Source organism: Streptomyces sp. NPDC039462 (genome assembly GCF_055639375.1).
The window spans coordinates 228,822-254,917 of record NZ_JBVKAO010000005.1 but is presented as its reverse complement, the minus strand read 5'-3'; the positions used below and the strand labels follow the sequence as shown (position 1 = coordinate 254,917).

General features: G+C 68.7%; 21 protein-coding genes. 8 read left to right on the top strand and 13 right to left on the bottom strand.

What is annotated here, in order from left to right; translation table 11 throughout:
- Positions 1-28: 28 nt before the first annotated feature.
- Positions 29-1,051 (top strand): LacI family DNA-binding transcriptional regulator, encoded by a 1,023-nt coding sequence (locus tag ACZ7LU_RS26885; RefSeq protein ID WP_471918241.1) that lies wholly within the window; start codon positions 29-31, stop codon positions 1,049-1,051.
- A gap of 72 nt (positions 1,052-1,123) precedes the next feature.
- On the opposite strand, the gene prcA is transcribed toward ACZ7LU_RS26885, so the two are convergent.
- The 6 genes from prcA to arc form a co-directional block, all read right to left on the bottom strand.
- Complete coding sequence (gene prcA / locus ACZ7LU_RS26880; RefSeq protein WP_398311228.1) at positions 1,124-1,897, bottom strand: proteasome subunit alpha; 774 nt, start codon at positions 1,895-1,897, stop codon at positions 1,124-1,126.
- A 53-nt stretch (positions 1,898-1,950) separates the two neighbouring features.
- A complete protein-coding gene (prcB, locus tag ACZ7LU_RS26875; RefSeq protein WP_398311231.1) occupies positions 1,951-2,796 on the bottom strand; it encodes a proteasome subunit beta in 846 nt (281 codons plus the stop codon).
- Complete coding sequence (locus tag ACZ7LU_RS26870) at positions 2,748-3,341, bottom strand: endonuclease VII domain-containing protein (protein ID WP_468317761.1); 594 nt, start codon at positions 3,339-3,341, stop codon at positions 2,748-2,750. The genes prcB and ACZ7LU_RS26870 overlap by 49 nt, the downstream gene beginning before the upstream one ends.
- Before the next feature lie 3 nt (positions 3,342-3,344).
- The gene (locus ACZ7LU_RS26865; protein ID WP_150165888.1) at positions 3,345-3,563 is read right to left on the bottom strand and encodes a ubiquitin-like protein Pup; all 219 of its coding nucleotides are present in this window, start codon (positions 3,561-3,563) and stop codon (positions 3,345-3,347) included.
- Positions 3,564-3,687: 124 nt separating this feature from the next.
- Positions 3,688-5,199, bottom strand: coding sequence for a depupylase/deamidase Dop (gene dop, locus ACZ7LU_RS26860; protein WP_398311234.1), 1,512 nt, complete (start codon positions 5,197-5,199; stop codon positions 3,688-3,690).
- Positions 5,200-5,412: 213 nt separating this feature from the next.
- Positions 5,413-7,179 (bottom strand): proteasome ATPase, encoded by a 1,767-nt coding sequence (arc, locus tag ACZ7LU_RS26855; protein ID WP_398311237.1) that lies wholly within the window; start codon positions 7,177-7,179, stop codon positions 5,413-5,415.
- Between the two features lie 254 nt (positions 7,180-7,433).
- Between arc and ACZ7LU_RS26850 the strand changes: the two genes are divergently transcribed.
- The gene (locus ACZ7LU_RS26850; protein WP_398311240.1) at positions 7,434-7,745 is read left to right on the top strand and encodes a ferredoxin; all 312 of its coding nucleotides are present in this window, start codon (positions 7,434-7,436) and stop codon (positions 7,743-7,745) included.
- 19 nt (positions 7,746-7,764) lie between these two features.
- On the opposite strand, the gene ACZ7LU_RS26845 is transcribed toward ACZ7LU_RS26850, so the two are convergent.
- From ACZ7LU_RS26845 to ACZ7LU_RS26835, 3 genes are all read right to left on the bottom strand, one after another.
- The gene (locus ACZ7LU_RS26845; RefSeq protein ID WP_468317764.1) at positions 7,765-8,346 is read right to left on the bottom strand and encodes a hypothetical protein; all 582 of its coding nucleotides are present in this window, start codon (positions 8,344-8,346) and stop codon (positions 7,765-7,767) included.
- 228 nt (positions 8,347-8,574) lie between these two features.
- A complete protein-coding gene (locus ACZ7LU_RS26840; protein ID WP_398311246.1) occupies positions 8,575-9,477 on the bottom strand; it encodes a tRNA (adenine-N1)-methyltransferase in 903 nt (300 codons plus the stop codon).
- Between the two features lie 58 nt (positions 9,478-9,535).
- Positions 9,536-10,957, bottom strand: a complete 1,422-nt coding sequence (locus tag ACZ7LU_RS26835; RefSeq protein ID WP_471918240.1) for a site-2 protease family protein — start codon at positions 10,955-10,957, stop codon at positions 9,536-9,538.
- A 129-nt stretch (positions 10,958-11,086) separates the two neighbouring features.
- Here ACZ7LU_RS26835 and ACZ7LU_RS26830 point away from each other — a divergent pair, with 129 nt between their 5' ends.
- Both ACZ7LU_RS26830 and ACZ7LU_RS26825 read left to right on the top strand, forming a co-directional pair.
- Positions 11,087-11,968, top strand: coding sequence for a RecB family exonuclease (locus tag ACZ7LU_RS26830; protein ID WP_471918239.1), 882 nt, complete (start codon positions 11,087-11,089; stop codon positions 11,966-11,968).
- Between the two features lie 15 nt (positions 11,969-11,983).
- Positions 11,984-12,655: a response regulator gene (locus tag ACZ7LU_RS26825; protein WP_098241447.1), complete on the top strand. Its 672-nt coding sequence runs from the start codon at positions 11,984-11,986 to the stop codon at positions 12,653-12,655.
- 83 nt (positions 12,656-12,738) lie between these two features.
- Here ACZ7LU_RS26825 and ACZ7LU_RS26820 read toward each other — a convergent pair whose 3' ends face one another.
- The 4 genes from ACZ7LU_RS26820 to metH all read right to left on the bottom strand — a co-directional run bounded on the left by ACZ7LU_RS26820 (position 12,739) and on the right by metH (position 20,678).
- Entirely contained in the window at positions 12,739-14,325 is a 1,587-nt protein-coding gene (locus ACZ7LU_RS26820; protein WP_398311255.1) for an ABC transporter substrate-binding protein, read from the bottom strand.
- 65 nt (positions 14,326-14,390) lie between these two features.
- On the bottom strand, positions 14,391-15,998 hold the full coding sequence (locus ACZ7LU_RS26815) for an ABC transporter substrate-binding protein (RefSeq protein ID WP_398311258.1): 1,608 nt from the start codon (positions 15,996-15,998) through the stop codon (positions 14,391-14,393).
- 350 nt (positions 15,999-16,348) lie between these two features.
- The gene (locus tag ACZ7LU_RS26810) at positions 16,349-17,044 is read right to left on the bottom strand and encodes an HAD family hydrolase (RefSeq protein WP_398311261.1); all 696 of its coding nucleotides are present in this window, start codon (positions 17,042-17,044) and stop codon (positions 16,349-16,351) included.
- Positions 17,045-17,144: 100 nt separating this feature from the next.
- Positions 17,145-20,678 (bottom strand): methionine synthase, encoded by a 3,534-nt coding sequence (metH, locus tag ACZ7LU_RS26805; RefSeq protein ID WP_471918238.1) that lies wholly within the window; start codon positions 20,676-20,678, stop codon positions 17,145-17,147.
- Positions 20,679-20,945: 267 nt separating this feature from the next.
- Between metH and ACZ7LU_RS26800 the strand changes: the two genes are divergently transcribed.
- From ACZ7LU_RS26800 to ACZ7LU_RS26785, 4 genes are all read left to right on the top strand, one after another.
- On the top strand, positions 20,946-21,710 hold the full coding sequence (locus tag ACZ7LU_RS26800; protein WP_471918237.1) for an IclR family transcriptional regulator: 765 nt from the start codon (positions 20,946-20,948) through the stop codon (positions 21,708-21,710).
- A gap of 316 nt (positions 21,711-22,026) precedes the next feature.
- Entirely contained in the window at positions 22,027-22,818 is a 792-nt protein-coding gene (locus ACZ7LU_RS26795) for an MIP/aquaporin family protein (RefSeq protein ID WP_398309738.1), read from the top strand.
- A gap of 81 nt (positions 22,819-22,899) precedes the next feature.
- On the top strand, positions 22,900-24,444 hold the full coding sequence (gene glpK, locus ACZ7LU_RS26790) for a glycerol kinase GlpK (protein WP_398309741.1): 1,545 nt from the start codon (positions 22,900-22,902) through the stop codon (positions 24,442-24,444).
- 3 nt (positions 24,445-24,447) lie between these two features.
- Positions 24,448-26,058, top strand: a complete 1,611-nt coding sequence (locus ACZ7LU_RS26785) for a glycerol-3-phosphate dehydrogenase/oxidase (RefSeq protein WP_398309744.1) — start codon at positions 24,448-24,450, stop codon at positions 26,056-26,058.
- The last annotated feature ends 38 nt before the right edge of the window (positions 26,059-26,096 follow it).

The window sequence follows — 26,096 nt, the reverse complement described above, 5'->3', positions numbered from 1 at the left end:
GTGGCGCGGCACAGACCGGGAGGTGTCAGTGGCCGGGCCGCTGCAGGAAACCGGGGCCACCCGCCCCACGAGCCGCGACGTCGCACGCGCGGCCGGGGTCTCCCAGGCCACCGTCTCCCTCGTGCTCGGCGACAAATGGCGCGGTCGCGTCGCCGAACCCACCGCCGAACGCGTCCGGACCGCCGCACGCGAACTCGGCTACCGCCCCAACCTCGCCGCCCGCAACCTCCGCCTCGGCAGGACCAGAACAGCCCTCCTCGTCGTCCCCGAACTCACCAACGAATTCTTCGCACACGTCTACACCGGCGTCGCCCGCATCGCCGCCCGGCACGGCTTCGGCGTCGTCCTCTACCCCTCCCCCGACGGCATCGGCCCCGCCCGCGACCCCTTCGCCTCCGCACGCGCCTCCCTCGACGGCGTCCTGGCCTCCTCCATGGCCTCCGACGCCCTCGCCACCATCCGCGGCGACGACCTCCCCCTCGTCATGCTCGACAGCGACCCCGCGGGCAGCCTCGGCGCCACCACCGTCAACCTCGACCTCGCCGACGGCATGCGCCGAGCCACGGAACACCTCCTCGCCCTCGGCCACCGCGACTTCCTGCACCTCGCCGCCGACGTCGACTCCTGGACCTTCGACGTACGCGCCGAAGCCCTCGACCGCACCCTGCGCGGCACCGACACCTCCGTACGCCGCGCCGCCGCGCCCCTGAACGTCGCCGGCGCCCGCGTCGTCGCCGAAGCCGCACTCTCCGCCCCCGGCCCCCGGCCCACCGCCGTCGTCTGCGACGACGACTTCCTCGCCGCCGGAGTCTGCAAAGCCGCACGCCGACTAGGCCTGCGCGTCCCCGAGGACGTCTCGGTCACCGGCTTCGACGATCTGACCCTGGCCACCGCCGTCGAACCGGAGCTCACGACCGTCCGGCTGCCCGCCGAGCGGTTCGGCGAGCGCGGCATGGAATCCCTCGTCGCCGTCCTGGAGGGCCGCAGCCCCGACGCGACCCCACTCCCCGTCGAACTGATCGTCCGCGGCTCCACAGGACCGCCCCGCTGACGGCCACCCCACACACGAACGCGCCCCGCGCCCCGGCCATCGGCCGGAACACGGGGCGCGCCCGCAAGCGAACTACTCGACGTCACCGCCGGACTTCGGCGCCGGCCCGGCGTCCTCCTCCGTGTCGGTCGCCGCGTCCGTCGCGCCGCCCTCGTCGAGCAGCCGCGACAGCTGACGCCCCACGATCCGCTTGAACTTCCGCTGCTGCGGCCGCGTCCGGTCGAGGATCGCCACCTCCAGCCGCTCCGCGGGGATCTCCCGCTCGCTGCCGTTGGTGTCGCGGGACAGCGCCTGCACCGCGAGCTTGAGCGCCTCGGCCAGCGTCATCCCGTCCCGGTGACGCTGATCGAGATACGTGCTGATCTGCTCGGCATTGCCACCGACCGCGACCGAACCGTGCTCATCCACGATCGAACCGTCATGCGGCAGACGGTAGATCTGATCACCGTCCGGCGTCACACCGACCTCGGCGACGACCAGCTCCACCTCGTACGGCTTCTCCGCGTTACTGGAGAAGATCGTGCCCAGCGTCTGCGCATAGACGTTGGCGAGCCCACGGGCCGTCACATCATCACGGTCGTACGTATATCCACGAAGGTCGGCGTAGCGCACGCCGCCGATCCGCAGATTCTCGTACTCGTTGTACTTGCCGGCGGCCGCGAAGCCGATCCGGTCATAGATCTCGCTGAACTTGTGCAGCGCACGGGACGGGTTCTCGCCGACGAACACAATGCCGTCGGCATACTGCATCACGACAAGGCTGCGGCCACGGGCGATGCCCTTCCTGGCGTATTCCGCCCGGTCGGCCATGGCCTGCTGGGGTGAGACATAGAACGGCGTCGACACCGGATCCGTCCCTTTCTGTCAAAAAACTTCAGTCAGTGGCGAATTCGGAGCGATCAGAGCAGAGCGGCGCGCGGGCCGTCCGGCTGCTCGAGACGCTTCTCCAGGATCGCGCGCGCGATCGCGGAGGACTCGTCGTCCGTCAGCCTCCGGAACCCCTCGTCGGAGATCACGGTGACGATCGGGAAGATCCGGCGGGCCACGTCCGGGCCACCGGTCGCCGAGTCGTCGTCGGCCGCGTCGTACAGCGCCTGGACGACCAGCGTCGTCGCCTGATCCTCGGTGAGACCGTCGTGGTAGAGCTTCTTCATCGCACCGCGCGCGAAGACCGAACCAGAACCGGTCGCCGCGAAACCGTGCTCCTCCGAACGCCCGCCCGTCACGTCGTACGAGAAGATGCGGCCCTTCTCGCGGTCCACGTCGTACCCCGCGAAGAGCGGCACCACGGCGAGGCCCTGCATGGCCATGCCCAGGTTGCTGCGGATCATCGTGGAGAGGCGGTTCGCCTTGCCCTCGAGCGAGAGCGTGGCGCCCTCCACCTTCTCGAAGTGCTCCAGCTCCAGCTGGAAGAGCTTCACCATCTCCACGGCGAGACCCGCCGTACCGGCGATGCCCACCGCCGAGTACTCGTCGGCCGGGAACACCTTCTCGATGTCGCGCTGCGCGATCACATTGCCCATGGTCGCCCGCCGGTCACCGGCCAGCACCACACCGCCCGGGAACGTCACGGCCACGATGGTCGTGCCGTGCGGCGCCTCGATGACGCCCTGGGTAGGCGGCAGTTGACGGTTGCCGGGCAGGATCTCCGGCTGGTGCTCGGACAGGAAATCCATGAACGACGACGAACCAGGCGTCAGGAAGGCAGCTGGTAGACGCCCGGTGCTACGAGGATTGGCTTCCACGAGTTTCCTTCCAGGTAAGCGGTGGCTCGGCGGGTCCTGTCGGGGTCGTCCCCCAACTTGCCGATGCCCGAGTTGCAGTTGAAGCACAGTACGCCACGGACTTTACCCGTCTCGTGACAGTGATCCACATGGACTGCGGGGGCACTGAGACAGATCACGCAGAGCCCCATCTGGGAGGCGATCATCTCGTCACGCTCGGCTTCGGTCATGCCGTACTGGCGCTTGAGATGCCCCTCCCGACCCTGGATGGCCCGGCACGCCTTGCAGCGCGTCGACAGGCCATCGGAGGCGGTCGCGTTCCGGTGCCACTCACTGTGAGCCTTGATCTCGCCGCAAGTGCGGCACAGCTTGTACCCCTCGGGCACGTCTACCTTCTCGCGAACCGACTTGCCGCGAGCTTTTTGGCGCCGCTTGTAGTACTCAGCTGCGCACTCGCGGCAACTGGTCTGCAAGCCATCAGGCCGCGACTTGTTCACCGCGAAGGCGCCGACAGGAAGAGTTTGCTGACAGGTCGAGCATTTCTTCCCGTTGCCCGATTCGGACATTCGTCACTGTCCGCCCTTTTGCACGAAACTCCGGACAAAGTCCTCGGCATTTTCCTCCAAGACGTCATCGATTTCGTCCAGGACGGAGTCGACGTCGTCGCTCAGCTTCTCCTGGCGTTCCTTGAGGTCCTCCGAAGCCTGCGCGTCCTGCGTCTGCTCCTCGGTCTCCTCGGTGGGACGCGTCGCCTTCTGCTGTCCGCCGCCGGTGTCCTTGGTCGCCATCTACCTCACCCCGCTCGCTCGGTTAGACGTTCTTGATCAGACCCTACGCTTCGGGTCCGACATCGGCCCCGCAGTTGCTTCAACGTGCGGGACCCACCTCTGTGATTCCCCCGTCGATGACCTTTCAGCCGCCCGAGAGGACCCGAACCAGGTCCTCTGCGGTGCGGCAGCGGTCCAGGAGTTCCTTGACGTGGTTGCGCGTGCCGCGCAGGGGCTCCAGCGTGGGCACCCGTTGCAGAGAGTCACGGCCCGGGAGGTCGAAGATGACCGAGTCCCAGGACGCCGCGGCCACGTCGTCCGCGTACTGCTCGAGGCAGCGGCCGCGGAAGTACGCGCGCGTGTCCTCGGGCGGCTTGGTGGTGGCGCGCTCGACGTCCGCCTCGTCGAGGAGCCGCTTGATCTTGCCGCGGGCCACCAGCCGGTTGTAGAGGCCCTTCTCGGCCCGTACGTCGGCGTACTGAAGGTCGACCAGGTGGAGCCGGGCGGCGTCCCAGTCGAGGTTGTCGCGGCGGCGGTAGCCCTCCATGAGCTCGCGCTTGGCGACCCAGTCCAGCTCTCCGGAGAGGCTCATCGGGTCGCTTTCGAGGCGGCCGAGGACGTCTTCCCAGCGGGCCAGGACGTCCTTGGTCTGTTCGTCGGCGTCGGAGCCGTACCGCTCCTCGACGTACTTGCGGGCGAGCTCGAAGTACTCCATCTGGAGTTGCACCGCGGTGAGTGAGCGGCCGCTGCGGAGCGTGACGAGGTGCTTGAGGGACGCGTCGTGCGAGACCTGGTGCAGGGTGCGCACGGGCTGGTCGACGGCGAGGTCGACGTTGATGAAGCCGTCCTCGATCATCGCGAGGACCAGGGAGGTGGTGCCGAGCTTGAGGTACGTCGAGATCTCGGAGAGGTTGGCGTCACCGATGATGACGTGCAGCCTGCGGTACTTCTCGGCGTCGGAGTGCGGCTCGTCGCGGGTGTTGATGATGGGGCGCTTCAGCGTCGTCTCCAGGCCGACCTCGACCTCGAAGTAGTCGGCGCGCTGGCTGAGCTGGAAGCCGTGTTCGTGGCCGTCCTGGCCGATGCCGACGCGGCCTGCGCCGGTGACGACCTGCCGGGAGACGAAGAAGGGTGTCAGGTGCCGCACGATGTCCGAGAAGGGGGTCTCCCGCTTCATCAGGTAGTTCTCGTGCGTGCCGTAGGAGGCGCCCTTGTTGTCGGTGTTGTTCTTGTAGAGGTGGATCGGCTGGGCGCCGGGGAGCTGGGCCGCGCGCTCGGCGGCCTCGGCCATGATGCGTTCGCCGGCCTTGTCCCACAGGACCGCGTCCAGGGGGTTGGTGATCTCCGGTGAGCTGTACTCGGGGTGCGCGTGGTCCACGTAGAGGCGCGCTCCGTTGGTCAGGATGACGTTGGCGAGGCCGATGTCCTCGTCGGTCAGCTGGCTGGAGTCGGCGGCCTCGCGGGCGAGGTCGAATCCCCGCGCGTCCCGCAGCGGGTTCTCCTCCTCGAAGTCCCAGCGGGCGCGCCGCGCCCGGTGCATCGCCGCGGCGTAGGCGTTGACGATCTGGGACGAGGTGAGCATTGCATTGGCGTTGGGGTGGCCGGGGACGGAGATGCCGTACTCCGTCTCGATGCCCATTACTCGCCGTACGGTCATGCGGCCCTCCTTGCCCGGCGGCGCTCCCGTTCGGGAACGGCGCTCAAGTACCGCTGTTGCTCCGGTGCGTGTGCGGTGCCCGTCCCCGCACTGCGCGACTCGGCGGTACCGAAGAGCCTAGAACGCCTTTGCGCTGGTGGGGAGATCATTGCCTTCATTGAAAAACAGACGGCTGCGGGTACCCGTGAAGGACACCCGCAGCCGTCCTGTGTTCTACAGGTATTGACCGGTGTTGGCCACCGTGTCGATGGAGCGTCCGGTGTCCGCACCCTGCTTTCCGGTGACAAGGGTGCGGATGTACACGATCCGCTCGCCCTTCTTTCCGGAGATGCGGGCCCAGTCGTCGGGGTTGGTGGTGTTGGGCAGGTCCTCGTTCTCCTTGAACTCGTCGATGCAAGCCTGGAGGAGGTGAGCGACCCTGATGCCCTTCTGGTTCGCTTCGAGGAAGGCCTTGATGGCCATCTTCTTGGCGCGGCCCACGATGTTTTCGATCATGGCGCCGGAATTGAAGTCCTTGAAGTAGAGGACTTCCTTGTCGCCGTTGGCGTACGTCACCTCGAGGAAGCGGTTCTCCTCGGATTCGGCGTACATCTGCTCGACGACGGACTGGATCATGCCCTGGACGGTGGTGCGCCGGTCGGCGCCGTGCTCGGCCAGGTCGTCGGCGTGCAGTGGGAGCCGTTCGGTGAGGTACTTGGCGAAGATGTCCTTCGCCGCCTCGGCGTCCGGGCGCTCGATCTTGATCTTGACGTCGAGTCGTCCGGGCCGCAGGATCGCGGGGTCGATCATGTCCTCGCGGTTGGAGGCGCCGATGACGATGACGTTCTCCAGGCCTTCCACGCCGTCGATCTCGGCGAGCAGCTGGGGGACGATGGTGTTCTCCACGTCCGAGCTGACGCCGGATCCGCGGGTGCGGAAGAGGGATTCCATCTCGTCGAAGAAGACGATGACGGGGGTGCCCTCGCTGGCCTTCTCGCGGGCACGCTGGAAGACCAGGCGGATGTGGCGCTCGGTCTCGCCGACGTACTTGTTGAGGAGCTCGGGGCCCTTGATGTTCAGGAAGTAGCTCTTCCCGGCGGGCTGGCCGGTCACCTCGGCGACCTTCTTGGCAAGGGAGTTGGCGACGGCTTTGGCGATGAGTGTCTTGCCGCAGCCGGGGGGCCCGTACAGCAGGACGCCCTTGGGCGGCCGCAGTTCGTGCTCCTTGAAGAGGTCGGGGTAGAGATAGGGGAGCTCGACGGCGTCCCGGATCATCTCGATCTGGCCGCCGAGGCCGCCGATCTTCTCGTAGCTGATGTCGGGGACTTCTTCGAGGACGAGCTCTTCGACTTCGCTCTTGGGGATGACTTCGTAGACGTAGCCGGAGCGGGGTTCGAGAAGGAGGGCGTCGCCCGGGCGGATGGTGACGTCGAGGAGGGGTTCGGCGAGCCGTACCACTCTCTCTTCGTCGGTGTGTCCGACCACCAGGGCTCGATCGCCGTCCTCGAGGATCTCCTTGAGGGTGACGATGTCGCCGACGCTCTCGAACTCCATGGCCTCGACCACGTTGAGCGCTTCGTTGAGCATTACTTCCTGGCCGCGCCTGAGCTCTTCGAGCTCCACACTCGGGCTGACGTTCACCCGGAGCTTGCGGCCCCCGGTGAAGATGTCCGCCGTGCCGTCCTCGTTCGCCACGAGGAAGACTCCGAAGCCGGCCGGTGGCTGTGCGAGCCGGTCGACTTCCTCCTTGAGGGCCACGATCTGGTCGCGGGCCTCACGGAGCGTGTTGGCGAGCCGCTCGTTCTGTGCGGATACGCCGGCCAGGTTGGTCTGCAGCTCGACGATCCGCTCTTCGAGAATCCTCGTATGACGCGGAGAGTCGGCGAGCTTGCGTCGCAGGACGGCGATTTCCTGCTCGAGATAGGCAACCTGACCGGCGGGGTCCTCAGACCCTCGCCCCGGCCGGATGCCGCGGTTGATGTCGTCGTCGTGGGCTGCCACGGTCCTCACCTCCTCCAAGGGGAGCTGGACGCTTCCAGACCCTACCTGGGTGGGTGTCGATTGAAACCCCTAGATCACAAAGACAGTGGGGGTGTGTCCGATCTTCACCCTTGCGCTCTCCCTCACGCCAGAGGAATACCCACCCAACAACATCGGAAAGCGGGCGGTTGTATCGTCGAACTGTTCAACACCCGTCAGGGCTGGCCCGACTTGCTGTATTTTCGGGCCGCCCGGCGCAGCGACCGGCAGGAGAGATGACCGTGCGGCACGAGGCCGAGACCGGCAGTGAGGGCGATCCGCTGGAGGTCTGGATCGACCAGGACCTCTGTACCGGGGACGGCATCTGTGCGCAGTACGCGCCGGAGGTCTTCGAGCTGGACATCGATGGTCTGGCTTATGTGAAGAGCGGTGACGACGAGCTGCTGCAGGCTCCGGGGGCGACAACGCCCGTGCCGTTGCCGCTCCTCCGTGACGTGGTGGATTCGGCCAAGGAGTGTCCTGGCGACTGCATTCACGTGCGGCGTGTTTCGGACGGCGTCGAGGTCTACGGCCCCGAGGCGGCTTGATCCAGCCGCCGCCGGGGGGTCATACGCTGCGCGCCTGCGCGGGTGTCGTCCGCTCGAACGTCCCGTCGCGCCATTGCCACTTGGCCTTGTCCTGCTTGTCGGGGCAGCAGCGGGGGACGTCGGGCGTGGAGTAGCCGAGGAGGGTGGCGGTGACCGCGCCGTCACGCAGGGCGAGGTCGCTGACGGTGAGCCGGTCCTTCGGGTCGACGAGGGTGGCGACGACGCGGGGTTTGCCCGCCGCCGGGCTGGTGATCACATAGACGCCGTCGGGCGGGGTGCCTGAGCCGGCCTTGCAGTGGACGACCGCCACCGTTTCGGGTCGGCTGTCGCCGTCGAGGTCGCCGGTGGCCTTTTTCTTCACGACGGGCTCGACGGGGCCGCAGGTGATCGGGAGGTCGACGGAGGCCGGATCGGGTGCGGGGGCCGGGGCGGCCGCGGCGGCTCTGGGGTGGGGCTTCGGGTCCGTCTGTGCGGCGGTCGCGGGGTCGGGCTGCAGGACGGCCGAGCCGGCGACGACGGCGGCCAGCGCGGCCGCGGTGGCGAGCCAGTGGATGGGGCGGGCTGTGGTGTGGGCCAGTTCCGGGACGGCGGGGTGCTGCACGAGGAAGTGTCTCCTGTGAGGGCTGTGCCGGCGGGGGGTGGCCAGCATCGTGCCATACGTCACAGTGAGGTGGAACACCGGGGTCACGGTGGTGGTCCGGTGCTTCTCGCGGTTCTTCCGGTACGGGGCTGGTGTCCTGTCAACGAAACGGCGCCGCCGCCGAGTTCCCTGGTCGGTCAGGGAACTCGGCGGCGGCGCCTGCTCATTGGACGGAGCCCGTGGCGCGGGTCAGCGCGGGGTGCCGCCGTCGGCGTTCGGGCCGGAGTAGTCCTCGCCGTAGGCGCCCTTGGCGGGGCGGCGGCGGCGCATGGGGGGCTCGACGCCGTCCGCGAGGCGGCGGGCGGTGAGGAGGAAGCCGGTGTGCCCGATCATGCGGTGGTCGGGGCGGACGGCGAGGCCTTCGATGTGCCAGTTGCGGATCATCGACTCCCAGGCGGTCGGCTCGTTGAAGCCGCCGATCTCGCGGATGGACTCGACGGTCCTGGCGAGCTGGGTGGTGGTCGCGACGTAGCAGCAGAGGATGCCGCCGGGGACGAGTGCCTTGGAGACGGCCTCCAGGCATTCCCAGGGGGCGAGCATGTCGAGGATGACGCGGTCGACCTCGGTGTCGCTGAGGTTGTCCTGGAGGTCGCCGACGGTGAGCTGCCAGGCGGGGTGGGGGCCGCCGAAGTAGCGCTCCACGTTCTGCTGGGCGATCTCGGCGAAGTCTTCGCGGCGCTCGTACGAGTGCAGCATTCCGTGGTCACCGATGGCGCGGAGCAGGAAGCTGCTGAGCGAGCCGGAGCCCACGCCCGCCTCGACGACGCGGGCGCCGGGGAAGATGTCGGCGAAGGCCAGGATCTGCCCCGCGTCCTTGGGGTAGACCACGGCGGCGCCGCGGGGCATGGACAGGACGTAGTCGGGGAGCAGGGGTCGCAGCGCCAGGTAGGCGACGTTTCCCGTGGTTCGGACAACACTGCCCTCGGGAGCGCCGATCAGCTCGTCGTGGGGGAAGGAACCCTTGTGGGTGTGGAAGTTCTTCCCGGCCTCGAGCGTGAACGTGTAGTGGCGTCCCTTGGGGTCGGTGAGCTGGACCTGGTCCCCGACCTTGAAGGGCCCGCGACGGCGGGCGGCACCGGTCGGTTCGGACATGTGACCAGCCTACCGGCCGTGGCGGGAAGCTCGGACCACCGCTTTAGGAGAGCGGTGCTCAGGAGGGGCGGGCCATCGCCTTGACGAAGGCGCGCTCGACGTCGGCGGCGGAGAGTACTCCGTAGATCTCGCCGGACTCCTCGACGACGAGGTATTCGGTGGCGGGGGTGGCCCGGAGCGTGTCGAGGAGTTCTTCGCCGGCGAGCTCGGCGGAGATGCGCATGCCTTCGGTGATGTCCTGGGCAAGGCCGCCGACGCCGACCCAGGGGCGGCGGTGCTGGGGGACGGAGACGATGGCGGCCTCGCGCACGACGGCCATCGGGTCGCCGTCGGCGTCGACGACGACGAGGGCCCGGGCGCCGGCGTCGTTGGCCCTGCGGAGTGCTTCGGAGAGCGGGGTGTCGCTCTCGACGGGGACGGCGCGGCGGGTCAGGGTGCGGGCGCGCAGTTCGGGCAGGTGTTCGCGCAGCCGGGCCATGCGGAGGCTGTTTCCGGCGCCGGTCCAGATGATGGCGGCGAGGATCGCGGCGAGCAGGGCGTCGGTGACGGTGTTCATGCCGCCGATGTCCTCTGGTTCGCCGCCGAGGGCGCCGGACTGGTTGAGGAGGGGCAGTCCGATGAGGACGGAGATGGCGAGGGCGCGGCCGACCCAGGCGGCGGCGACGGTGCCGCTCATGGGCTTGCCGGTGATCTTCCAGACGACGGCGCGCAGCATGCGGCCGCCGTCGAGGGGCAGGCCGGGGAGGAGGTTGAAGGCGGCGACGATGAGGTTGGAGATCATCAGGCCGGCGAGGAGGACGCCGGGCACGGTGCCGGGTTCGACGGCGCGCATGCCGGCGTAGAAGATGCCGGCGAGGACGAGTGAGAGGAGGGGGCCGACGAAGGCGAGGACGAACTCGCGGCCGGGGGTTTCGGACTCCTTCTCGATTTCGGAGACGCCGCCGAAGAACTGGAGCTGGATGCGGCGGACCGGCAGTTTGAAGCGGAGGGCTGCGACGGTGTGGGCCAGTTCGTGGACGAGTACGGAGGCGTAGAAGGCCACGGCGAAGAAGAGGGAGACGAGGTAGCGGGCGCCGCCGAGCTCGGGCAGGACGCGGTCGAGCTGGCCGCCGAAGACCCAGGTGATGAGGGCGGCGACGAGGAACCAGCTGGGTGCGACGTAGACGGGCACGCCGAAGGGCCTGCCCATGAGCAGTCCGCCGCCGGGTCCTTTCTGTGCCTTGGGGGGCACCGGGGTTCCTTTGCCGGGGGGTGGCGTGGGCGGGGTGTTCGGGCGCTGTGGTCCGGTGGGCGGCTCGTCTGGCGGTGTCTTGGTGAGGGATGTGCCGCTCTGGTCGTGCCGGGGCTGTTCCGGCTCGTGGGCCGTGTCCGTGTCCGTGTCGGCCGGACGCGTCGGCTCCCGGGAGCCGGTGGCGTCTTTCGGCCGCAGGCCCTCGGTGCCGTCGGACTGCGGCCCGCCGCTCCTGCCGCTTTCGTCCACGATGTCCCCTCGTTCGAAGCGTCCCTCGCCCCGGTATGGCGCGGTTACCCGCACGATCATGCAGGGTGAGACGGTCTGTCGTCGATGGTATGCGGCTGTTGTCAGTGGTGGGTCGTAGGGTCTGTCCTCATGGAAACCAGTACCGACGGTGCCGTGGCGGCCGTGCGCCCGGCGTCCTTGTCGCCCTCGCGCGCGGGCGATTTCATGCAGTGTCCGTTGCTGTACCGGTTCCGGGTGATCGACAAGCTGCCCGAGAAGCCGAGTGAGGCGGCGACCCGGGGCACTCTGGTCCACGCGGTTCTGGAGCGGCTCTTCGACGCCCCGGCGGGTGAGCGCACGGCGCCGCGCGCCAAGTCGCTCATTCCGGGTCAGTGGGACCGACTGCGGGAGGCGAAGCCCGAGCTGTCGGAGTTGTTCGCGGACGATCCGGAGGGCGAGCGCATGGCGCGCTGGCTGTCGGACGCGGAGAAGCTGGTGGAGCGCTGGTTCACGCTGGAGGATCCGACGCGTCTGGAGCCCGCGGAGCGTGAGCTGTTCGTGGAGGCCGAGCTGGCGTCGGGGCTGAAGCTGCGCGGCATCATCGACCGGGTGGACGTGGCGCCTTCGGGTGAGGTCCGCATCGTGGATTACAAGACGGGCAAGGCCCCGCGTCCGGAGTACGCGGAGGGCGCCCTGTTCCAGATGAAGTTCTACGCCTTGGTGGTGTGGCGGCTGAAGGGTGTGGTGCCGCGCCGCCTCCAGCTCGTCTATCTGGGCAGCGGTGACGTGATCACGTATGACCCGGTCGTGGCGGATCTGGAGCGGGTCGAGCGCAAGCTGCTCGCGCTGTGGGAGGCGATCGAGCTGGCGACGGAGACGGGGAACTGGCGGCCTCGGCCGACCAAATTGTGCGGTTGGTGCGATCACCGGGCGGTGTGTCCCGAATTCGGGGGGACTCCCCCGCCGTATCCGCTTCCTGTGAGGGCGCCCGAGTCCGCGGAGGGCGGGCAGGGCAGAATGGGCGCGGACTAGCTGAAGGAGAGACACGTGGCCATCCGCGTCCTACTGGTCGATGACCAGCCGCTGTTGCGCACCGGGTTCCGGATGATTCTGGAGGCCGAGCAGGACATCGCGGTCGTCGGCGAGGCCGGAGACGGCCTGCAGGCTCTCGACCAGGTGCGGGCCCTGCAGCCCGATGTGGTCCTGATGGACATCCGCATGCCGCGGATGGACGGTGTGGAGGCGACCCGGCAGATCACCGGTCCGGGCCGGGACGGTCCGGCGAAGGTGCTGGTCCTGACGACCTTCGACCTCGACGAGTACGTGGTGGAGGCGCTGCGCGCCGGTGCCAGCGGCTTCCTCCTGAAGGACGCCCCGGCGAACGAGCTGGTGCAGGCGATCCGGGTGGTCGCGGCGGGTGAGGCGATGCTCGCGCCGAGCATCACGCGCCGGCTCCTCGACAAGTACTCCGCGCACCTGCCGTCGGGTGACGAGCCGGTGCCGGACACCCTGCACACGCTCACCGAGCGCGAGGTGGAGGTCCTCAAGCTGGTCGCGCGCGGCCTGTCGAACGCGGAGATCGCGGCGGACCTGTTCGTCAGCGAGACGACCGTGAAGACGCATGTCGGCCATGTGCTGACGAAGCTGGGCCTGCGCGACCGGGTGCAGGCCGCGGTGTACGCGTACGAGAGCGGTCTGGTGCGCCCCGGCGCCCAGTGACCGGGACCCGATCCTGAGAACGGCGAAGGTGGCCGCCCCCGAGGGGCGGCCACCTTCGTCGTTGTGGTCATGCGTCGGGCCGGTCAGCCCTTGCTGATCTCCCAGAAGCGGAAGACCGTGGACGCGTCGAGGCAGGACTCCAGGCCGTAGACGCTGTCGCGGACGACGGCGTACTGCTTGGCCTGCCAGACCGGCAGGACGGGCAGCTGCTCGGCCACGATGTCCTGCAGCTCGCCGTACTGCTTGTCGGTCTTGGCGCGGTCGCTCTCCGTCGCGGTGCCGGGGATGATCTTCCCGGTGATGGTGCCGTTCTCGAAGTGGTTGCCGAGGACGTTGCCCTTGCCGAAGAACGGCTGCGTGAAGTTGTCCGGGTCCGGGTAGTCCGGCACCCAGCCCTTGACGTAGACGCCGTACTTGCCGGCCTCGATGTCCTTCTCGTACTGCTCGAACGCGACGGACTTCACGTCGGCGTCGAAGAGGCCGGAGGCGTTGAGCTGCTTGGCGATGGCCCGCAGCTCCTGGTCGGTGGCCGGGCCGTAGCGGGTCGGCGTCGACCAGAGCGTCAGCTTGACCTTGCCGTCGATGCCGTCGGAGCGCAGCGCGGCGGCGGCCTTGGCGCGCTGCGGGCGGGCGCCGTAGGTGTCGAAGAACGCCGTGTTGTGGCCGCCGATGCCGGCGGGCACGATCGAGTACAGCGGCGTGGCCGTGTCCTGGTAGACCTCCTTGACCAGGGCGTCCCGGTCCAGGAGGTACGCCATGGCCTTGCGCACGCCGAGCTTGCCCGCGACCGGGTCCTTCATGTTGAAGACCAGGTGCTGCACCTCGGCGCTGGTGCCCTCGACGATGTCGACGTCCTGGCCCTCCTTGGAGGTGTCCCGCTCGATGTCCGCGATGTCCGCGGCGGCGAGGCCTCGGTAGGCCAGGTCGATCCTGTCCTCCAGGAGCGCCTTCTTCAGGCCCTTCTGGTCGCCGTGGAAGAACTTGATGGCCACGCCTTCGTTCTTCGCCTTGGCGGTGCCCTTGTAGCCGGAGTTGACGGAGAAGACCGCCTGCTCCTTGTCGAACGAGTCGAGCTTGTACGGCCCGGAGCCGACGGCCTTGCCGTCCTTGCGCAGCGCGTTCATGTCGTACTCGCGGTGGTCCACGATGGAGCCCGCACCCGAAGCGATCTTGCTGGGGAACGTCGCGTCGGAGTACTTGAGCTTGAAGACGACGGTCTTGGCGTCCGGTGCCTGCACCCGGTCGAGCATCGGGAACATGATCGCGGGGCCGTCGTCGGCGTTGATCTTCCGCATGCGGTCGAAGGAGAACTTGACGTCCTTCGACGTGAGCGCGTTGCCGTTGCTGAACTTCAGCCCGTCACGCAGCTCGCACTTGAAGACCTTGGCCTCGGTGTCCGTGAAGCCGCAGCTCTCGGCGGCTTCCGGCGCCGGCTCGGTGGCGCCCTTGGGGAAGCTCAGGAGCGACTGGAAGACGTTGTTGAACAGGAGCCAGGAACCGGGGTCGTAGCCGGATGCGGGGTCGGTGGCGAGGACGTCGTCGGACATCCCCATCACGACCGCGTCGCCCGTATCCCCGGCGCCGCCCGATTCCGTGCCACAGCCGGTCAGCAGGGCGGCGGCGAGCCCTCCCGTGAGGGGAAGGGCCAGCCACTGGTTACGACATTTCACTTACGTGCCTTTGGTGTTGTGGTCGTTCGCTGGAACTCGGTCGAGGTGTCTTTGGGTGCTGAGGGTCAGCCGCTGACGCCGCGGCTGAGCTCCCACAGCTGGAGGTTGGACGAGGAGTTGAGGGCCCACTCGACACCGGTGATGTCGTCGCGTGCCGCGATGTACTGCTTGCCCTGCCAGAGCGGGAGCACCGGGACGTCGTCGGCGACGATGTCCTGGATGCGGCGGATGCTCTTGGAGGCGGCGAGCCGGTCGGCCTCGCGTCGGGACGTCGGGATCAGCTGGTCGTTGATCGTGTCGTTCACGTACGGCGAGCCGAGGAAGTTGTCCTTGTCGAGGAACGGCGCGAGGAAGTTGTCGGCGTCGGGGAAGTCGGGGAACCAGCCCATGCCGTACGCCGCGTACTTGCCGTTGCGCTCGGCCGCGCGGAAGGTGTTCCACGGCACGCCCTTGATCGACACGTCGAAGAGGCCGGAGTCGTTCAGCTGCTTGCGCAGCAGCTCGAACTCCTTCTTCGTGCCCGGGCCGTAGTGGTCGGTGGTGTAGTGCAGCGTCATCTTCACCGGCGTGGAGATGTTCGCCTTGTTCAGCAGGGCGCGGGCCTTGGCCGTGCTCGGGTTGCCGTACTTGTTGAAGAACGAGTTGGCGTGCCCGGTGATGGTGGAGGGGACCAGCGAGTACAGCGGGTCGGCCGTCGAGCCGTACACCGCGGAGGCCAGCGCGCCGCGGTCGACGAGCTGCGCCATGGCCTGGCGGACGGCCTTGCTCTTGGCCGTCGGGGCGTCGGTGTTGAAGGCGAGGTAGCGGATCTCCAGACCCTGCATCTCGACCACGTCGATCTTCTTGTCCTTGGCCCCGTCGTACTGCTTGACCTGCTCCGGCGACATGGTGCGCGTCATCAGGTCGATGTCGCCGTCCTCGAGCGCCTTGCCCATGGCGTCGGTGTCGGTGAAGTTGCGGAGCTCCACCTTGTCGCTCTGGACCTTGAACGCGCCCTTGTAGTGGGGGTTCTTGGTGAACACCGTCTTGACCACGCGGCCGTTCTCGACCTCCGGCTTCGCCGTGTACGGACCCGAGCCGTCCACGTCGAAGCCGTCCCGCAGCTTGTTCTTGCTGTAGTGGTCCTTGCTGATGATGCCCGCGGTCGGCGTGGCCAGCTTGAACGGGAACGTCGCGTCGGGGGTCTTGAGGTGGAAGACGATGTCGCGGTCGCCCTGGACCTCGATCTCGTCGACGTTCGCCACCAGGCCGTCCGAACCGCTGGGGTACTTGATCTTGATGTCGCGGACCCGCTCGATGGAGAACTTCACATCGGCGGCGGTCAGCGGCTCGCCGTCGGAGAACTTCAGCCCCTTGCGGAGGGTGCAGGCGTAGCGCTCGTTGCCCGTGTCGGTGAAGCCGCACTGCTCGGCGGCCTCGGGCTGCGGGTCGCCGCCGCCGCGCGGCATGGCCATCAGCGTCTGGACGGTCTGGCGCAGGACGTTCCAGGAACCGGCGTCGTAGGCGTACGCCGGGTCGAAGGGCGCCGGCACCTCCTTGGAGATGGCGAACGTGTCCGTGGTGCCGGCGGTGACCGGCTTGTCGCCGTCTCCGCCGTCCGAACCACCGCACGCGGCGAGCGCGGGGGCGAGCAGACCTATGACAGCCGGCAGCACCAAAGTCTTGCGGTTCATGCTCGACGTTCTCCAGAGCTCTTGAATCCCGTGAATCCCGCAACGCGGGGTGAGGGTTGATGGGGCACGGGGGGTGGGGCGATGTTCTCGCGACGAGATTAGTCCGCACCAGATGAGCTTCGGAGGGGGCCTGAAGCGCTTATCAATCACGCTGCGAAACCGGGCGTGGACACACCGATAACCCGACACCGGAAGGTTTCGTGCACGCTCCCACCAATCGGGACACAACGTCACGTCACCCGGCACCCCGGAGGGGCCCTCTGCACATGCCGGGCCAGCTGTCGACCCCCGATGGAGTGGGAAACGTCACAGCCGACAACGGGGGTTTCGACGGGAGCCGCCGGTAGCTGTCAGAGGGTCATCAGGCCTTGCAGGAAAGGCAGGTTGACGTGTTCGAGGGAGGGGACGACGGTGCGGCCCGCGGCGGCGAGGATGGGTGCGACCGAGGGTACGGCGACCACCCGGCAGCCCGCGGCCTCCGCCGAGGCGACGCCGGTCGCGGTGTCCTCGATGACGGCGCATCTGGTGGGGTCCGCGCCGAGCCCGCGGGCCGCGAGGAGGTACGGGTCGGGGTGCGGCTTGGTGCGGGCCACCTCGTCGCCGGCGACGGTGAGTTCGAAGTGGTGGGCGCCGACCGAGTCGAGGACGCGGTCGATGATGCGCCGGTGCGACGCGGAGACCAGGGCCATCGGCACGCCGTGCGCGCCCAGTTCGGCGAGCAGGCGCGCGGCGCCCGGCATCAGCGGCAAGGACCGGCCGATGCGGTCCTCGAAGCGGTCGTTGAGCAGCACGGTGAGCTCGGGGACGGTGATGTCGGCGCCGGTGGCCTCGATGAGGAAGCCGGCGCTGCGCGTCATGGGGCCGCCGACGACGACGTCGCGCCAGGCCTCGTCGAGTGCGTGGCCGAGGGACGCGAAGACCTCGACCTCGGCGTCCCACCAGAAGCCCTCGGTGTCGACGAGGGTTCCGTCCATGTCGAGCAGCACACCCTGCAACGCGGAGCCTTCGGCCGTTCGGGTGCCGAGCGCGGGAACCGTACTGGTCATGCGACCACACCTTCCATGAGGGACGAGAAGGCCGGTCGCCTCCTTCTTGCGGGAAGGCAACCGGCCTGCACTGGACCGACCAGTGTACGACTGCGCCGGATCAGCGCGCGTTGAAATATTTCGCCTCGGGGTGGTGGATGACGATCGCGTCGGTGGACTGCTCGGGGTGGAGCTGGAACTCCTCGGACAGCTGGACGCCGATCCGCTCGGGCTGCAGGAGCTCGGCGATCTTCGCGCGGTCCTCCAGGTCGGGGCAGGCGCCGTAGCCGAGCGAGAAGCGCGCGCCGCGGTACTTCAGCGCGAACATGTCCTCGACGTCGGCGGGGTCCTCTCCCCCGAATCCGAGCTCGGCGCGCACGCGGGCGTGCCAGTACTCGGCGAGTGCCTCGGCCAGCTGGACGGACAGGCCGTGCAGTTCGAGGTAGTCGCGGTAGGAGTCGGCGGCGAACAGCTCGGCGGTCGCCTCGCCGATCTTCGAGCCGACGGTGACCACCTGGAGCCCGACGACGTCGGTCTCGCCGGACTCCTCCGGGCGGAAGAAGTCGGCCAGGCACAGGCGGCGGCCGCGGCGCTGACGCGGGAAGGTGAAGCGGGTGCGCTCCGACCCGTCGTCGTTGAGGAGGATCAGGTCGTCGCCCTTGGAGACGCACGGGAAGTAGCCGTAGACGACGGCCGCCTCCAGCAGGTTCTTGGTCTGCAGCTCGTCCAGGAGACCGCGCAGGCGGGGCCGGCCCTCGCTCTCCACCAGCTCCTCGTAGGTGGGGCCGGTGCCGGTGCGGGCCTGCTTGAGGCCCCACTGCCCCTTGAACAGGGCGCCCTCGTCCAGCCAGGAGGCGTACTCCTTGAGCTGGATGCCCTTGATGACCCGGGTGCCCCAGAACGGCGGGGTGGGCACGGGGTTGTCGACGGCCACATCCGAGCGGGACGGGCCCTCGGGCTCCTCGACGGTCACCGGGGTGTCGCGCTTGGGGACCCGGCGCTGCTTGAGTTCGGGCAGGCTCGCCCCGGGCACGCCGCGTTTGACCGCGATGAGCGCGTCCATCAGCCGCAGCCCCTCGAACGCGTCGCGGGCGTAGCGCACTTCGCCCTCGTAGATCTCGTGCAGGTCCTGCTCCACATAGGCGCGGGTCAGCGCGGCGCCGCCGAGGATGACGGGGTAGTCGGCGGCCATCTTGCGCTGGTTGAGCTCCTCCAGGTTCTCCTTCATGATCACCGTGGACTTCACCAGCAGCCCCGACATGCCGATCACATCGGCCTTGTGCTCCGCCGCCGCATCCAGGATCGCCGCGACCGGCTGCTTGATGCCGAGGTTGACGACGTTGTAGCCGTTGTTGGACAAGATGATGTCGACGAGGTTCTTGCCGATGTCGTGCACGTCCCCGCGCACCGTGGCCAGCACGATGGTGCCCTTGCCCTCGGCGCCCTCGACCTTCTCCATGTGCGGCTCCAGGTGGGCCACCGCACTCTTCATCACCTCGGCGGACTGGAGGACGAAGGGCAGCTGCATCTGGCCGGAGCCGAACAGCTCGCCGACGACCTTCATGCCCTCCAGGAGGGTGTTGTTGACGATGTCCAGGGCGGGTGTGGTCTGCAGGGCCTCGTCCAGGTCGGCTTCCAGGCCGTTCTTCTCGCCGTCGATGATGCGCCGCTGGAGTCGCTCCTCCAGGGGCAGGGCGAGGAGTTCCTCGGCCTTGCCGGCCTTCATCGACTTCGTGGAGACGCCCTCGAAGAGCTCCATGAGCTTTTGCAGCGGGTCGTAGCCCTCGGCGCGCCGGTCGTAGATCAGGTCGAGGGCGGTGGTGACCTGTTCGTCGTCGAAGCGGGCGATCGGCAGGATCTTGGAGGCGTGCACGATGGCGGAGTCCAGGCCGGCCTTGACGCACTCGTCCAAGAAGACGGAGTTGAGCAGGACGCGGGCGGCCGGGTTGAGGCCGAAGGAGATGTTCGACAGCCCGAGGGTGGTCTGGACGTCCGGGTGGCGCTTCTTCAGCTCCCGGATCGCCTCGATGGTGGCGATGCCGTCGCCCCGGGACTCTTCCTGGCCGGTGCAGATGGTGAAGGTCAGGGTGTCGATGAGGATGTCCGCCTCATGAATGCCCCAGTTGCCGGTCAGGTCGGTGATGAGGCGTTCGGCGATGGCGACCTTGTGCTCGGCGGTGCGGGCCTGGCCCTCCTCGTCGATGGTCAGCGCGATCAGCGCCGCCCCGTGCTCCTTGGCCAGCGCGGTCACCTTCGCGAAGCGGGATTCGGGCCCGTCGCCGTCCTCGTAGTTGACGGAGTTGATGACCGCCCGCCCGCCCAGCTTCTCCAACCCCGCCTGCAGCACCGGCAGTTCGGTGGAGTCCAGCACGATGGGCAAAGTGGAGGCCGTCGCGAAACGGCCGGCCAGCTCGGCCATGTCGGCGACGCCATCGCGGCCCACGTAGTCGACACACAGGTCGAGCATGTGGGCGCCCTCGCGGATCTGCTCACGCGCCATCTCCACACAGTCGTCCCAGCGGCCCTCCAGCATCGCCTCACGGAACTTCTTCGACCCGTTCGCGTTCGTCCGCTCCCCGATCGCCATATACGCGGTGTCCTGGCGGAACGGCACCGTCTGGTAGAGCGAGGCGGCACCGGGCTCCGGGTGCGGGTCGCGCGCCGGTGTCTCGACGCCGCGTACGCGCTCCACGACCTGGCGCAGGTGCTCCGGCGTCGTACCGCAGCAGCCGCCCACCAGCGAGAGGCCGTACTCGCGGACGAAGCTCTCCTGCGCGTCGGCCAGCTCGGACGCCGTCAGCGGGTAGTGGGCGCCGTCCTTGCCCAGGACCGGCAGGCCCGCGTTCGGCATGCAGGAGATCGGGACGCGGGAGTGACGGGCGAGGTAGCGCAGGTGCTCGCTCATCTCGGCCGGGCCCGTGGCGCAGTTCAGGCCGATCATGTCGATGCCCAGCGGCTCCAGCGCGGTCAGCGCGGCGCCGATCTCCGAGCCCAGCAGCATGGTGCCGGTCGTCTCGACGGTGACCGAGCAGATCAGCGGGAGGTTGGCGCCGGTGGCGTCCATGGCGCGGCGGGCGCCGAGGATGGCGGCCTTGGTCTGCAGGAGGTCCTGGGTGGTCTCCACCAGGAGGGCGTCGGCGCCGCCGGCGATCATGCCTTCGGCGTTCGTCTGGTAGGCGTCGCGCAGGACGGTGTACGGGGCGTGGCCGAGGGTCGGCAGCTTGGTGCCGGGGCCCATGGAGCCGAGCACCCAGCGCTGCTGTCCGGTGGAGGCGGTGAACTCGTCGGCGACCTCGCGGGCGATGCGGACGCCCGCCTCGGACAGCTCGAAGTTGCGGTCGGCGATGTCGTACTCGCTCAGGGCCGCGAAGTTCGCGCCGAAGGTGTTGGTCTCCACGCAGTCCACGCCGACGGCGAAGTACTCCTCGTGCACGGAGCGCACGATGTCGGGGCGGGTGACGTTCAGGATCTCGTTGCAGCCCTCGAGCTGCTGGAAGTCGTCGAGCGTGGGGTCCTGGGCCTGGAGCATGGTGCCCATCGCGCCGTCGGCCACCACCACGCGGGTGGCGAGGGCCTCGCGGAGGGCGTCGGCTCGGGTCCTGCTGTCGGACGAAACAGGCGTGGGCTGCGACGACGGGCTTGGCGACGAGGCCATGAAAGAGCTCCCTGGAGTGCGACGGCTGTCGGCTTTGCGCCTTCTGGCTGGAGGGCGCACTCGGTCAGGGTAGCCGGGACCAAGGTCCGTTTGGGAAGGAGTCCACGAGACGGACGGGTGTGGCGGGCTTGGCCGGTTCAGGTGCTTGACATGGGGAGTGGGGGCAACGCGTGTTGTCCGCGCATTAGCGAGAGGTCGACAACGACCGATAGTGTTCAGCATTGTCGAACGTCGAGTTGGTGCAAGGGGACGGAGGTCGGGGCTGCGATGGCACGCAACATCCAGTCGCTCGAAAGGGCCGCGGCGATGCTGCGGCTGCTCGCGGGCGGCGAGCGACGGCTCGGCCTCTCCGAGATCGCCTCTGCCCTCGACCTGGCCAAGGGTACGGCGCACGGCATTCTGCGCACCCTTCAGGCGGAGGGTTTCGTCGAGCAGGACTCCGCGTCGGGCCGCTACCAGCTGGGCGCCGAGCTGCTGCGTCTGGGCAACAGCTATCTGGACGTGCACGAGCTGCGGGCGCGGGCCCTGGTGTGGACGGACGACCTGGCCCGTTCCAGCGGTGAGAGCGTGCACCTCGGGGTGCTGCACCAGCAGGGCGTGCTCATCGTCCACCACGTCTTCCGGCCCGACGACAGCCGCCAGGTCCTGGAGGTGGGGGCCATGCAGCCGCTGCACTCCACGGCGCTGGGCAAGGTGCTCTCCGCGTACGACCCGGTCGCGCACAACGAAGCGGTGGAGGCGGAGCGGCAGACCTTCACCGTGCACACGGTGGCCGACGCCGAGGGCTTCGAGAGCGTCCTCGATCTCACGCGCGCGCGTGGGTACGCGGCGGATGTCGAGGAGACCTGGGAGGGCATCGCCTCTGTGGCGGCCCCCATCCACGACCGGCGGCACATGCCGGTCGGCGCGGTCGGTGTCACCGGGGCCGTGGAGCGCGTCTGCAAGGACGGGGAGCTGCGGCCCGAGCTGATCGCCGCCGTGCGGGACTGCGCCCGCGCCGTGTCCAGGGATCTGGGCGCCGGGCGCTTCTGAGCCCCCGCGGATCCGCAGCGTCCTTTCCGGGCTCCGCCACACCGTCTCGGAGCTGCGCCGCACCCTTCCCTGCTGCGCGGTCACCGATAACGCGGAACGATCAATAACGATCGTGTTTTCAATAACAGAACCCTTGACGGGCGAGTAACCCCAGGGTGAGACTCGCGTCCATCGGTCGGCATTGTCGAACACCTACCGGCATTACGCGTTAGAGTGTGACAAGGCCAAGGGCCGGCAACGACCTCACCTGAGGTCGCGGACCACCGGAGGGACCCGGGGTTCGCCTTCCCCTGGACGAAGGACAAAGGAGTCGCGGGTGTCCAGCTCCGACATCTTCATCGGCGAGACCATCGGTACCGCCGTGCTCATCCTGCTCGGCGGTGGCGTGTGTGCCGCCGTCACGCTCAAGCGCTCGAAGGCCAAGGACGCCGGCTGGCTCGCCATCACCTTCGGGTGGGGCTTCGCCGTACTGACCGGCGCCTACCTCGCGGGTGGTGTCTCCGGTGCCCACCTCAACCCGGCGGTCACGCTCGGCCTCGCCGTCGAGGGCGGCACCAAGTGGAGCGACGTTCCGCTCTACCTGGCCTCGCAGCTGCTCGGCGCGATGATCGGCGCCTTCCTGGTGTGGGTCACCTACATGGGCCAGTTCAAGGCCCACCTGACCGACCCCGAGGTCCTCGCGGCGCAGCCGGTGGAAGAGGGCATGGTCGACCAGAAGGCCGCCCCGTCGGCGGGCCCGGTGCTCGGCATCTTCTCGACCGGACCCGAGATCCGTAACTACGTCCAGAACGTGCTCACGGAGATCATCGCCACGGTCGTCCTGGTTCTCGCCATCCTGACGCAGGGCCTCAACGACGGCGGCAACGGCCTCGGCACCCTCGGCGCCCTGATCACCGCGCTCGTCGTGGTCGGCATCGGCCTCTCGCTCGGTGGCCCCACGGGCTACGCGATCAACCCGGTCCGTGACCTCGGCCCGCGCATCGTCCACGCCGTGCTCCCGCTGCCGAACAAGGGCAGCTCGGACTGGTCGTACGCCTGGGTGCCGATCGTCGGTCCGCTGATCGGCGGCGCCATCGCCGGCGGTCTCTACAACGTCGCGTTCAAGTAGGCGTTCAAGTTGACCCGCCACAGCGACCGATGACCGCCACAGACGCTTGAGAGCCGTCAGCAAAGAATTCTGGAGCACACCGTGACCGACGCACACACCGCAGGCCCCTTCATCGCGGCCATCGACCAGGGCACCACGTCCAGCCGCTGCATCGTCTTCGACAAGGACGGCCGGATCGTCTCCGTCGACCAGAAGGAGCACGAGCAGATCTTCCCGAAGCCGGGCTGGGTCGAGCACGACGCGACCGAGATCTGGACCAACGTCCAGGAGGTCGTCGCCGGCGCCGTCGACAAGGCCGGCATCACCCGCGACGACATCAAGGCGATCGGCATCACCAACCAGCGTGAGACCACGCTGCTGTGGGACAAGAACACCGGCGAGCCGGTGCACAACGCCATCGTCTGGCAGGACACCCGCACCGACGCGCTCTGCAGAGAGCTCGGGCGCAACGTCGGCAAGGACCGCTTCCGCCGCGAGACCGGCCTGCCGCTGGCCTCCTACTTCGCGGGCCCCAAGGCCCGCTGGCTGCTCGACAACGTCGAGGGCCTGCGCGAGCGCGCCGAGGCGGGCGACATCCTCTTCGGCACCATGGACTCCTGGGTCATCTGGAACCTCACCGGCGGGGTGAACGGCGGCCGGCACGTCACCGACGTCACCAACGCCTCCCGCACCATGCTGATGAACCTCCACAAGATGGAGTGGGACGAGCGCATCTGCGAGTCCATCGGCGTCCCGAAGCAGATGCTGCCGGAGATCCGCTCCTCCGCCGAGGTCTACGGCGAGGTCACCGGCGGACAGCTCGGCGACCTGCTCGGCGGCATCCCCGTCGCCTCCGCGCTCGGCGACCAGCAGGCGGCCCTGTTCGGCCAGACCTGCTTCGCCGAGGGCGAGGCCAAGTCCACGTACGGCACCGGCACCTTCATGCTGATGAACACCGGTGACAAGGCCATCAACTCCTACTCCGGGCTGCTGACCACCGTCGGCTACCAGATCGGCGACCAGAAGCCGGTCTACGCCCTGGAGGGCTCCATCGCCGTCACCGGTTCGCTGGTGCAGTGGATGCGGGACCAGATGGGCCTGATCAACTCCGCCGCCGAGATCGAGACGCTCGCGTCGTCGGTCGAGGACAACGGCGGCGCCTACTTCGTACCGGCCTTCTCCGGCCTGTTCGCCCCGTACTGGCGCTCCGACGCCCGCGGTGTGATCGCCGGTCTGACCCGGTACGTCACCAAGGCGCACATCGCGCGCGCCGTCCTGGAGGCCACGGCCTGGCAGACCCGTGAGATCACCGACGCCATGACGAAGGACTCCGGCGTCGAGCTCGCGGCCCTCAAGGTCGACGGCGGCATGACCTCCAACAACCTGCTGATGCAGACCCTCTCGGACTTCCTCGACGCGCCGGTGGTGCGCCCGATGGTGGCCGAGACGACCTGCCTCGGTGCCGCCTACGCCGCCGGTCTCGCCGTCGGCTTCTGGTCCTCGACCGACGAGCTGCGCGCCAACTGGCGGCGGGCCGCGGAGTGGACCCCCCACATGGACGCGGGCACCCGCGACCGTGAGTACAAGAGCTGGCTCAAGGCCGTCGAGCGGTCCATGGGTTGGCTCGATGAGAGTGGCGAGGAGTAAGACATGACCACCCTGCAGAGCGTCCCTGCCCTCGGGACGCATCCGGCTGCCGGCCTCAACCCGAGCCGCGCCGAGACCCGGGAGCAGCTTTCCAAGGCGACGTACGACCTCCTGGTGATCGGCGGCGGAATCCTGGGCATCTCGACCGCCTGGCATGCCGCGCAGTCGGGACTGCGGGTGGCCCTGGTGGACGCCGGTGACTTCGCCGGCGCCACCTCCTCCGCCTCCTCCAAGCTGCTCCACGGCGGTCTGCGCTACCTGCAGACCGGCGCGGTGAAGCTGGTCGCGGAGAACCACTTCGAGCGTCGTGCGGTGTCCCGTCAGGTGGCCCCCCACCTGGCGAACCCGCTCACCTTCTACCTGCCCGTCTACAAGGGCGGCCCGCACGGCGCGGCCAAGCTCGGCGCGGGCGTCTTCGCCTACAGCGCGCTGTCCGCGTTCGGCGACGGCGTCGGCCACCTCCTGTCGCCCTCCAAGGCCGCGCAGGACGTGCCGGAGCTGCGCACGGACAACCTGAAGGCCGTCGCGGTCTACGGCGACGACCAGATGAACGACTCCCGCATGGCCCTGATGACGGTCCGCGCGGCCGTCGAGGCCGGTGCCGCCGTCCTCAACCACGCCGAGGTCACCGGACTGCGCTTCACCAAGGGCCGGGTCACGGGCGCGGAGCTCAAGGACCGCATGAGCGGCGACGAGTTCGGCGTCAACGCCCGCCTCGTGCTGAACGCCACCGGCCCGTGGGTCGACCACCTGCGGAAGATGGAGAACCCGGACGCGGCGCCCTCCATCCGCCTCTCCAAGGGCGCGCACCTGGTCCTCAAGCGCACCGCCCCCTGGAAGGCCGCGCTGGCCACGCCGATCGACAAGTACCGCATCACGTTCGCCCTGCCCTGGGAGGACATGCTGCTGCTCGGCACCACGGACGAGGAGTTCGAGGGCGACCCGGCGGACGTCAAGGTGACCGAGGCGGACACCGCCCAGATCCTGGACGAGGCCGCGTTCTCCATCCGCGACCAGCAGCTGTCGCGCGACCTGATCACGTACTCCTTCGCGGGGCTGCGGGTGCTGCCCGGCGGTCCCGGCGACACGTCGAAGGCCAAGCGCGAGACGGTCGTCACCGAGGGCCGCGGCGGCATGCTGTCGGTGGCCGGCGGCAAGTGGACGACGTTCCGCCACATCGGTCGTACGGTGATGAAGAAGCTGGAGTCCCTGCCGGGGCACCCGCTCGGCGACGACTACGAGCCGATCTCCGAGCTGCCGAAGAAGCTGCCGCTGCCCGGCATCGCCAACCCGCGTGCCGTCGCCCACCGTCTCCTCGTGGACGGTCCGGCGCCCGGCCCGCGCATGGCCGCCGACACCGCCAAGCACCTGGCGACGCACTACGGCTCGCTCTCCTTCGACATCGCCCGGCTGGCGAACGAGAACCCGGAGCTCGCCGAGCGCGTCCACCCGGACGCCCCGGAGATCTGGGCCCAGGTCGTCTACGCCCGCGACAACGAATGGGCCGAGACGGCGGACGACGTGCTGCGCCGCCGTACGACGCTGACGATCCGCGGCCTGGCCACGGACGAGGTGCGCGGCAAGGTCGAGGACCTGCTGAACAAGAAGGCCTGACGGCCCGTCGGCAGTAGGCGACGAGCAGTAGGTAATAG

Coding starts and splice junctions, on each gene's coding strand:
- ACZ7LU_RS26785 (WP_398309744.1), top strand. CDS start 24,448: ATGACCACCCTGCAGAGCGTCCCTGCCCTCGGGACGCATCCGGCTGCC.
- ACZ7LU_RS26815 (WP_398311258.1), bottom strand. CDS start 15,998: ATGAACCGCAAGACTTTGGTGCTGCCGGCTGTCATAGGTCTGCTCGCC.
- ACZ7LU_RS26840 (WP_398311246.1), bottom strand. CDS start 9,477: ATGTCCGAACCGACCGGTGCCGCCCGCCGTCGCGGGCCCTTCAAGGTC.
- ACZ7LU_RS26870 (WP_468317761.1), bottom strand. CDS start 3,341: ATGTCCGAATCGGGCAACGGGAAGAAATGCTCGACCTGTCAGCAAACT.
- dop (WP_398311234.1), bottom strand. CDS start 5,199: ATGACCGTACGGCGAGTAATGGGCATCGAGACGGAGTACGGCATCTCC.
- ACZ7LU_RS26865 (WP_150165888.1), bottom strand. CDS start 3,563: ATGGCGACCAAGGACACCGGCGGCGGACAGCAGAAGGCGACGCGTCCC.
- ACZ7LU_RS26850 (WP_398311240.1), top strand. CDS start 7,434: ATGACCGTGCGGCACGAGGCCGAGACCGGCAGTGAGGGCGATCCGCTG.
- ACZ7LU_RS26800 (WP_471918237.1), top strand. CDS start 20,946: ATGGCACGCAACATCCAGTCGCTCGAAAGGGCCGCGGCGATGCTGCGG.
- ACZ7LU_RS26810 (WP_398311261.1), bottom strand. CDS start 17,044: ATGACCAGTACGGTTCCCGCGCTCGGCACCCGAACGGCCGAAGGCTCC.
- metH (WP_471918238.1), bottom strand. CDS start 20,678: ATGGCCTCGTCGCCAAGCCCGTCGTCGCAGCCCACGCCTGTTTCGTCC.
- ACZ7LU_RS26830 (WP_471918239.1), top strand. CDS start 11,087: ATGGAAACCAGTACCGACGGTGCCGTGGCGGCCGTGCGCCCGGCGTCC.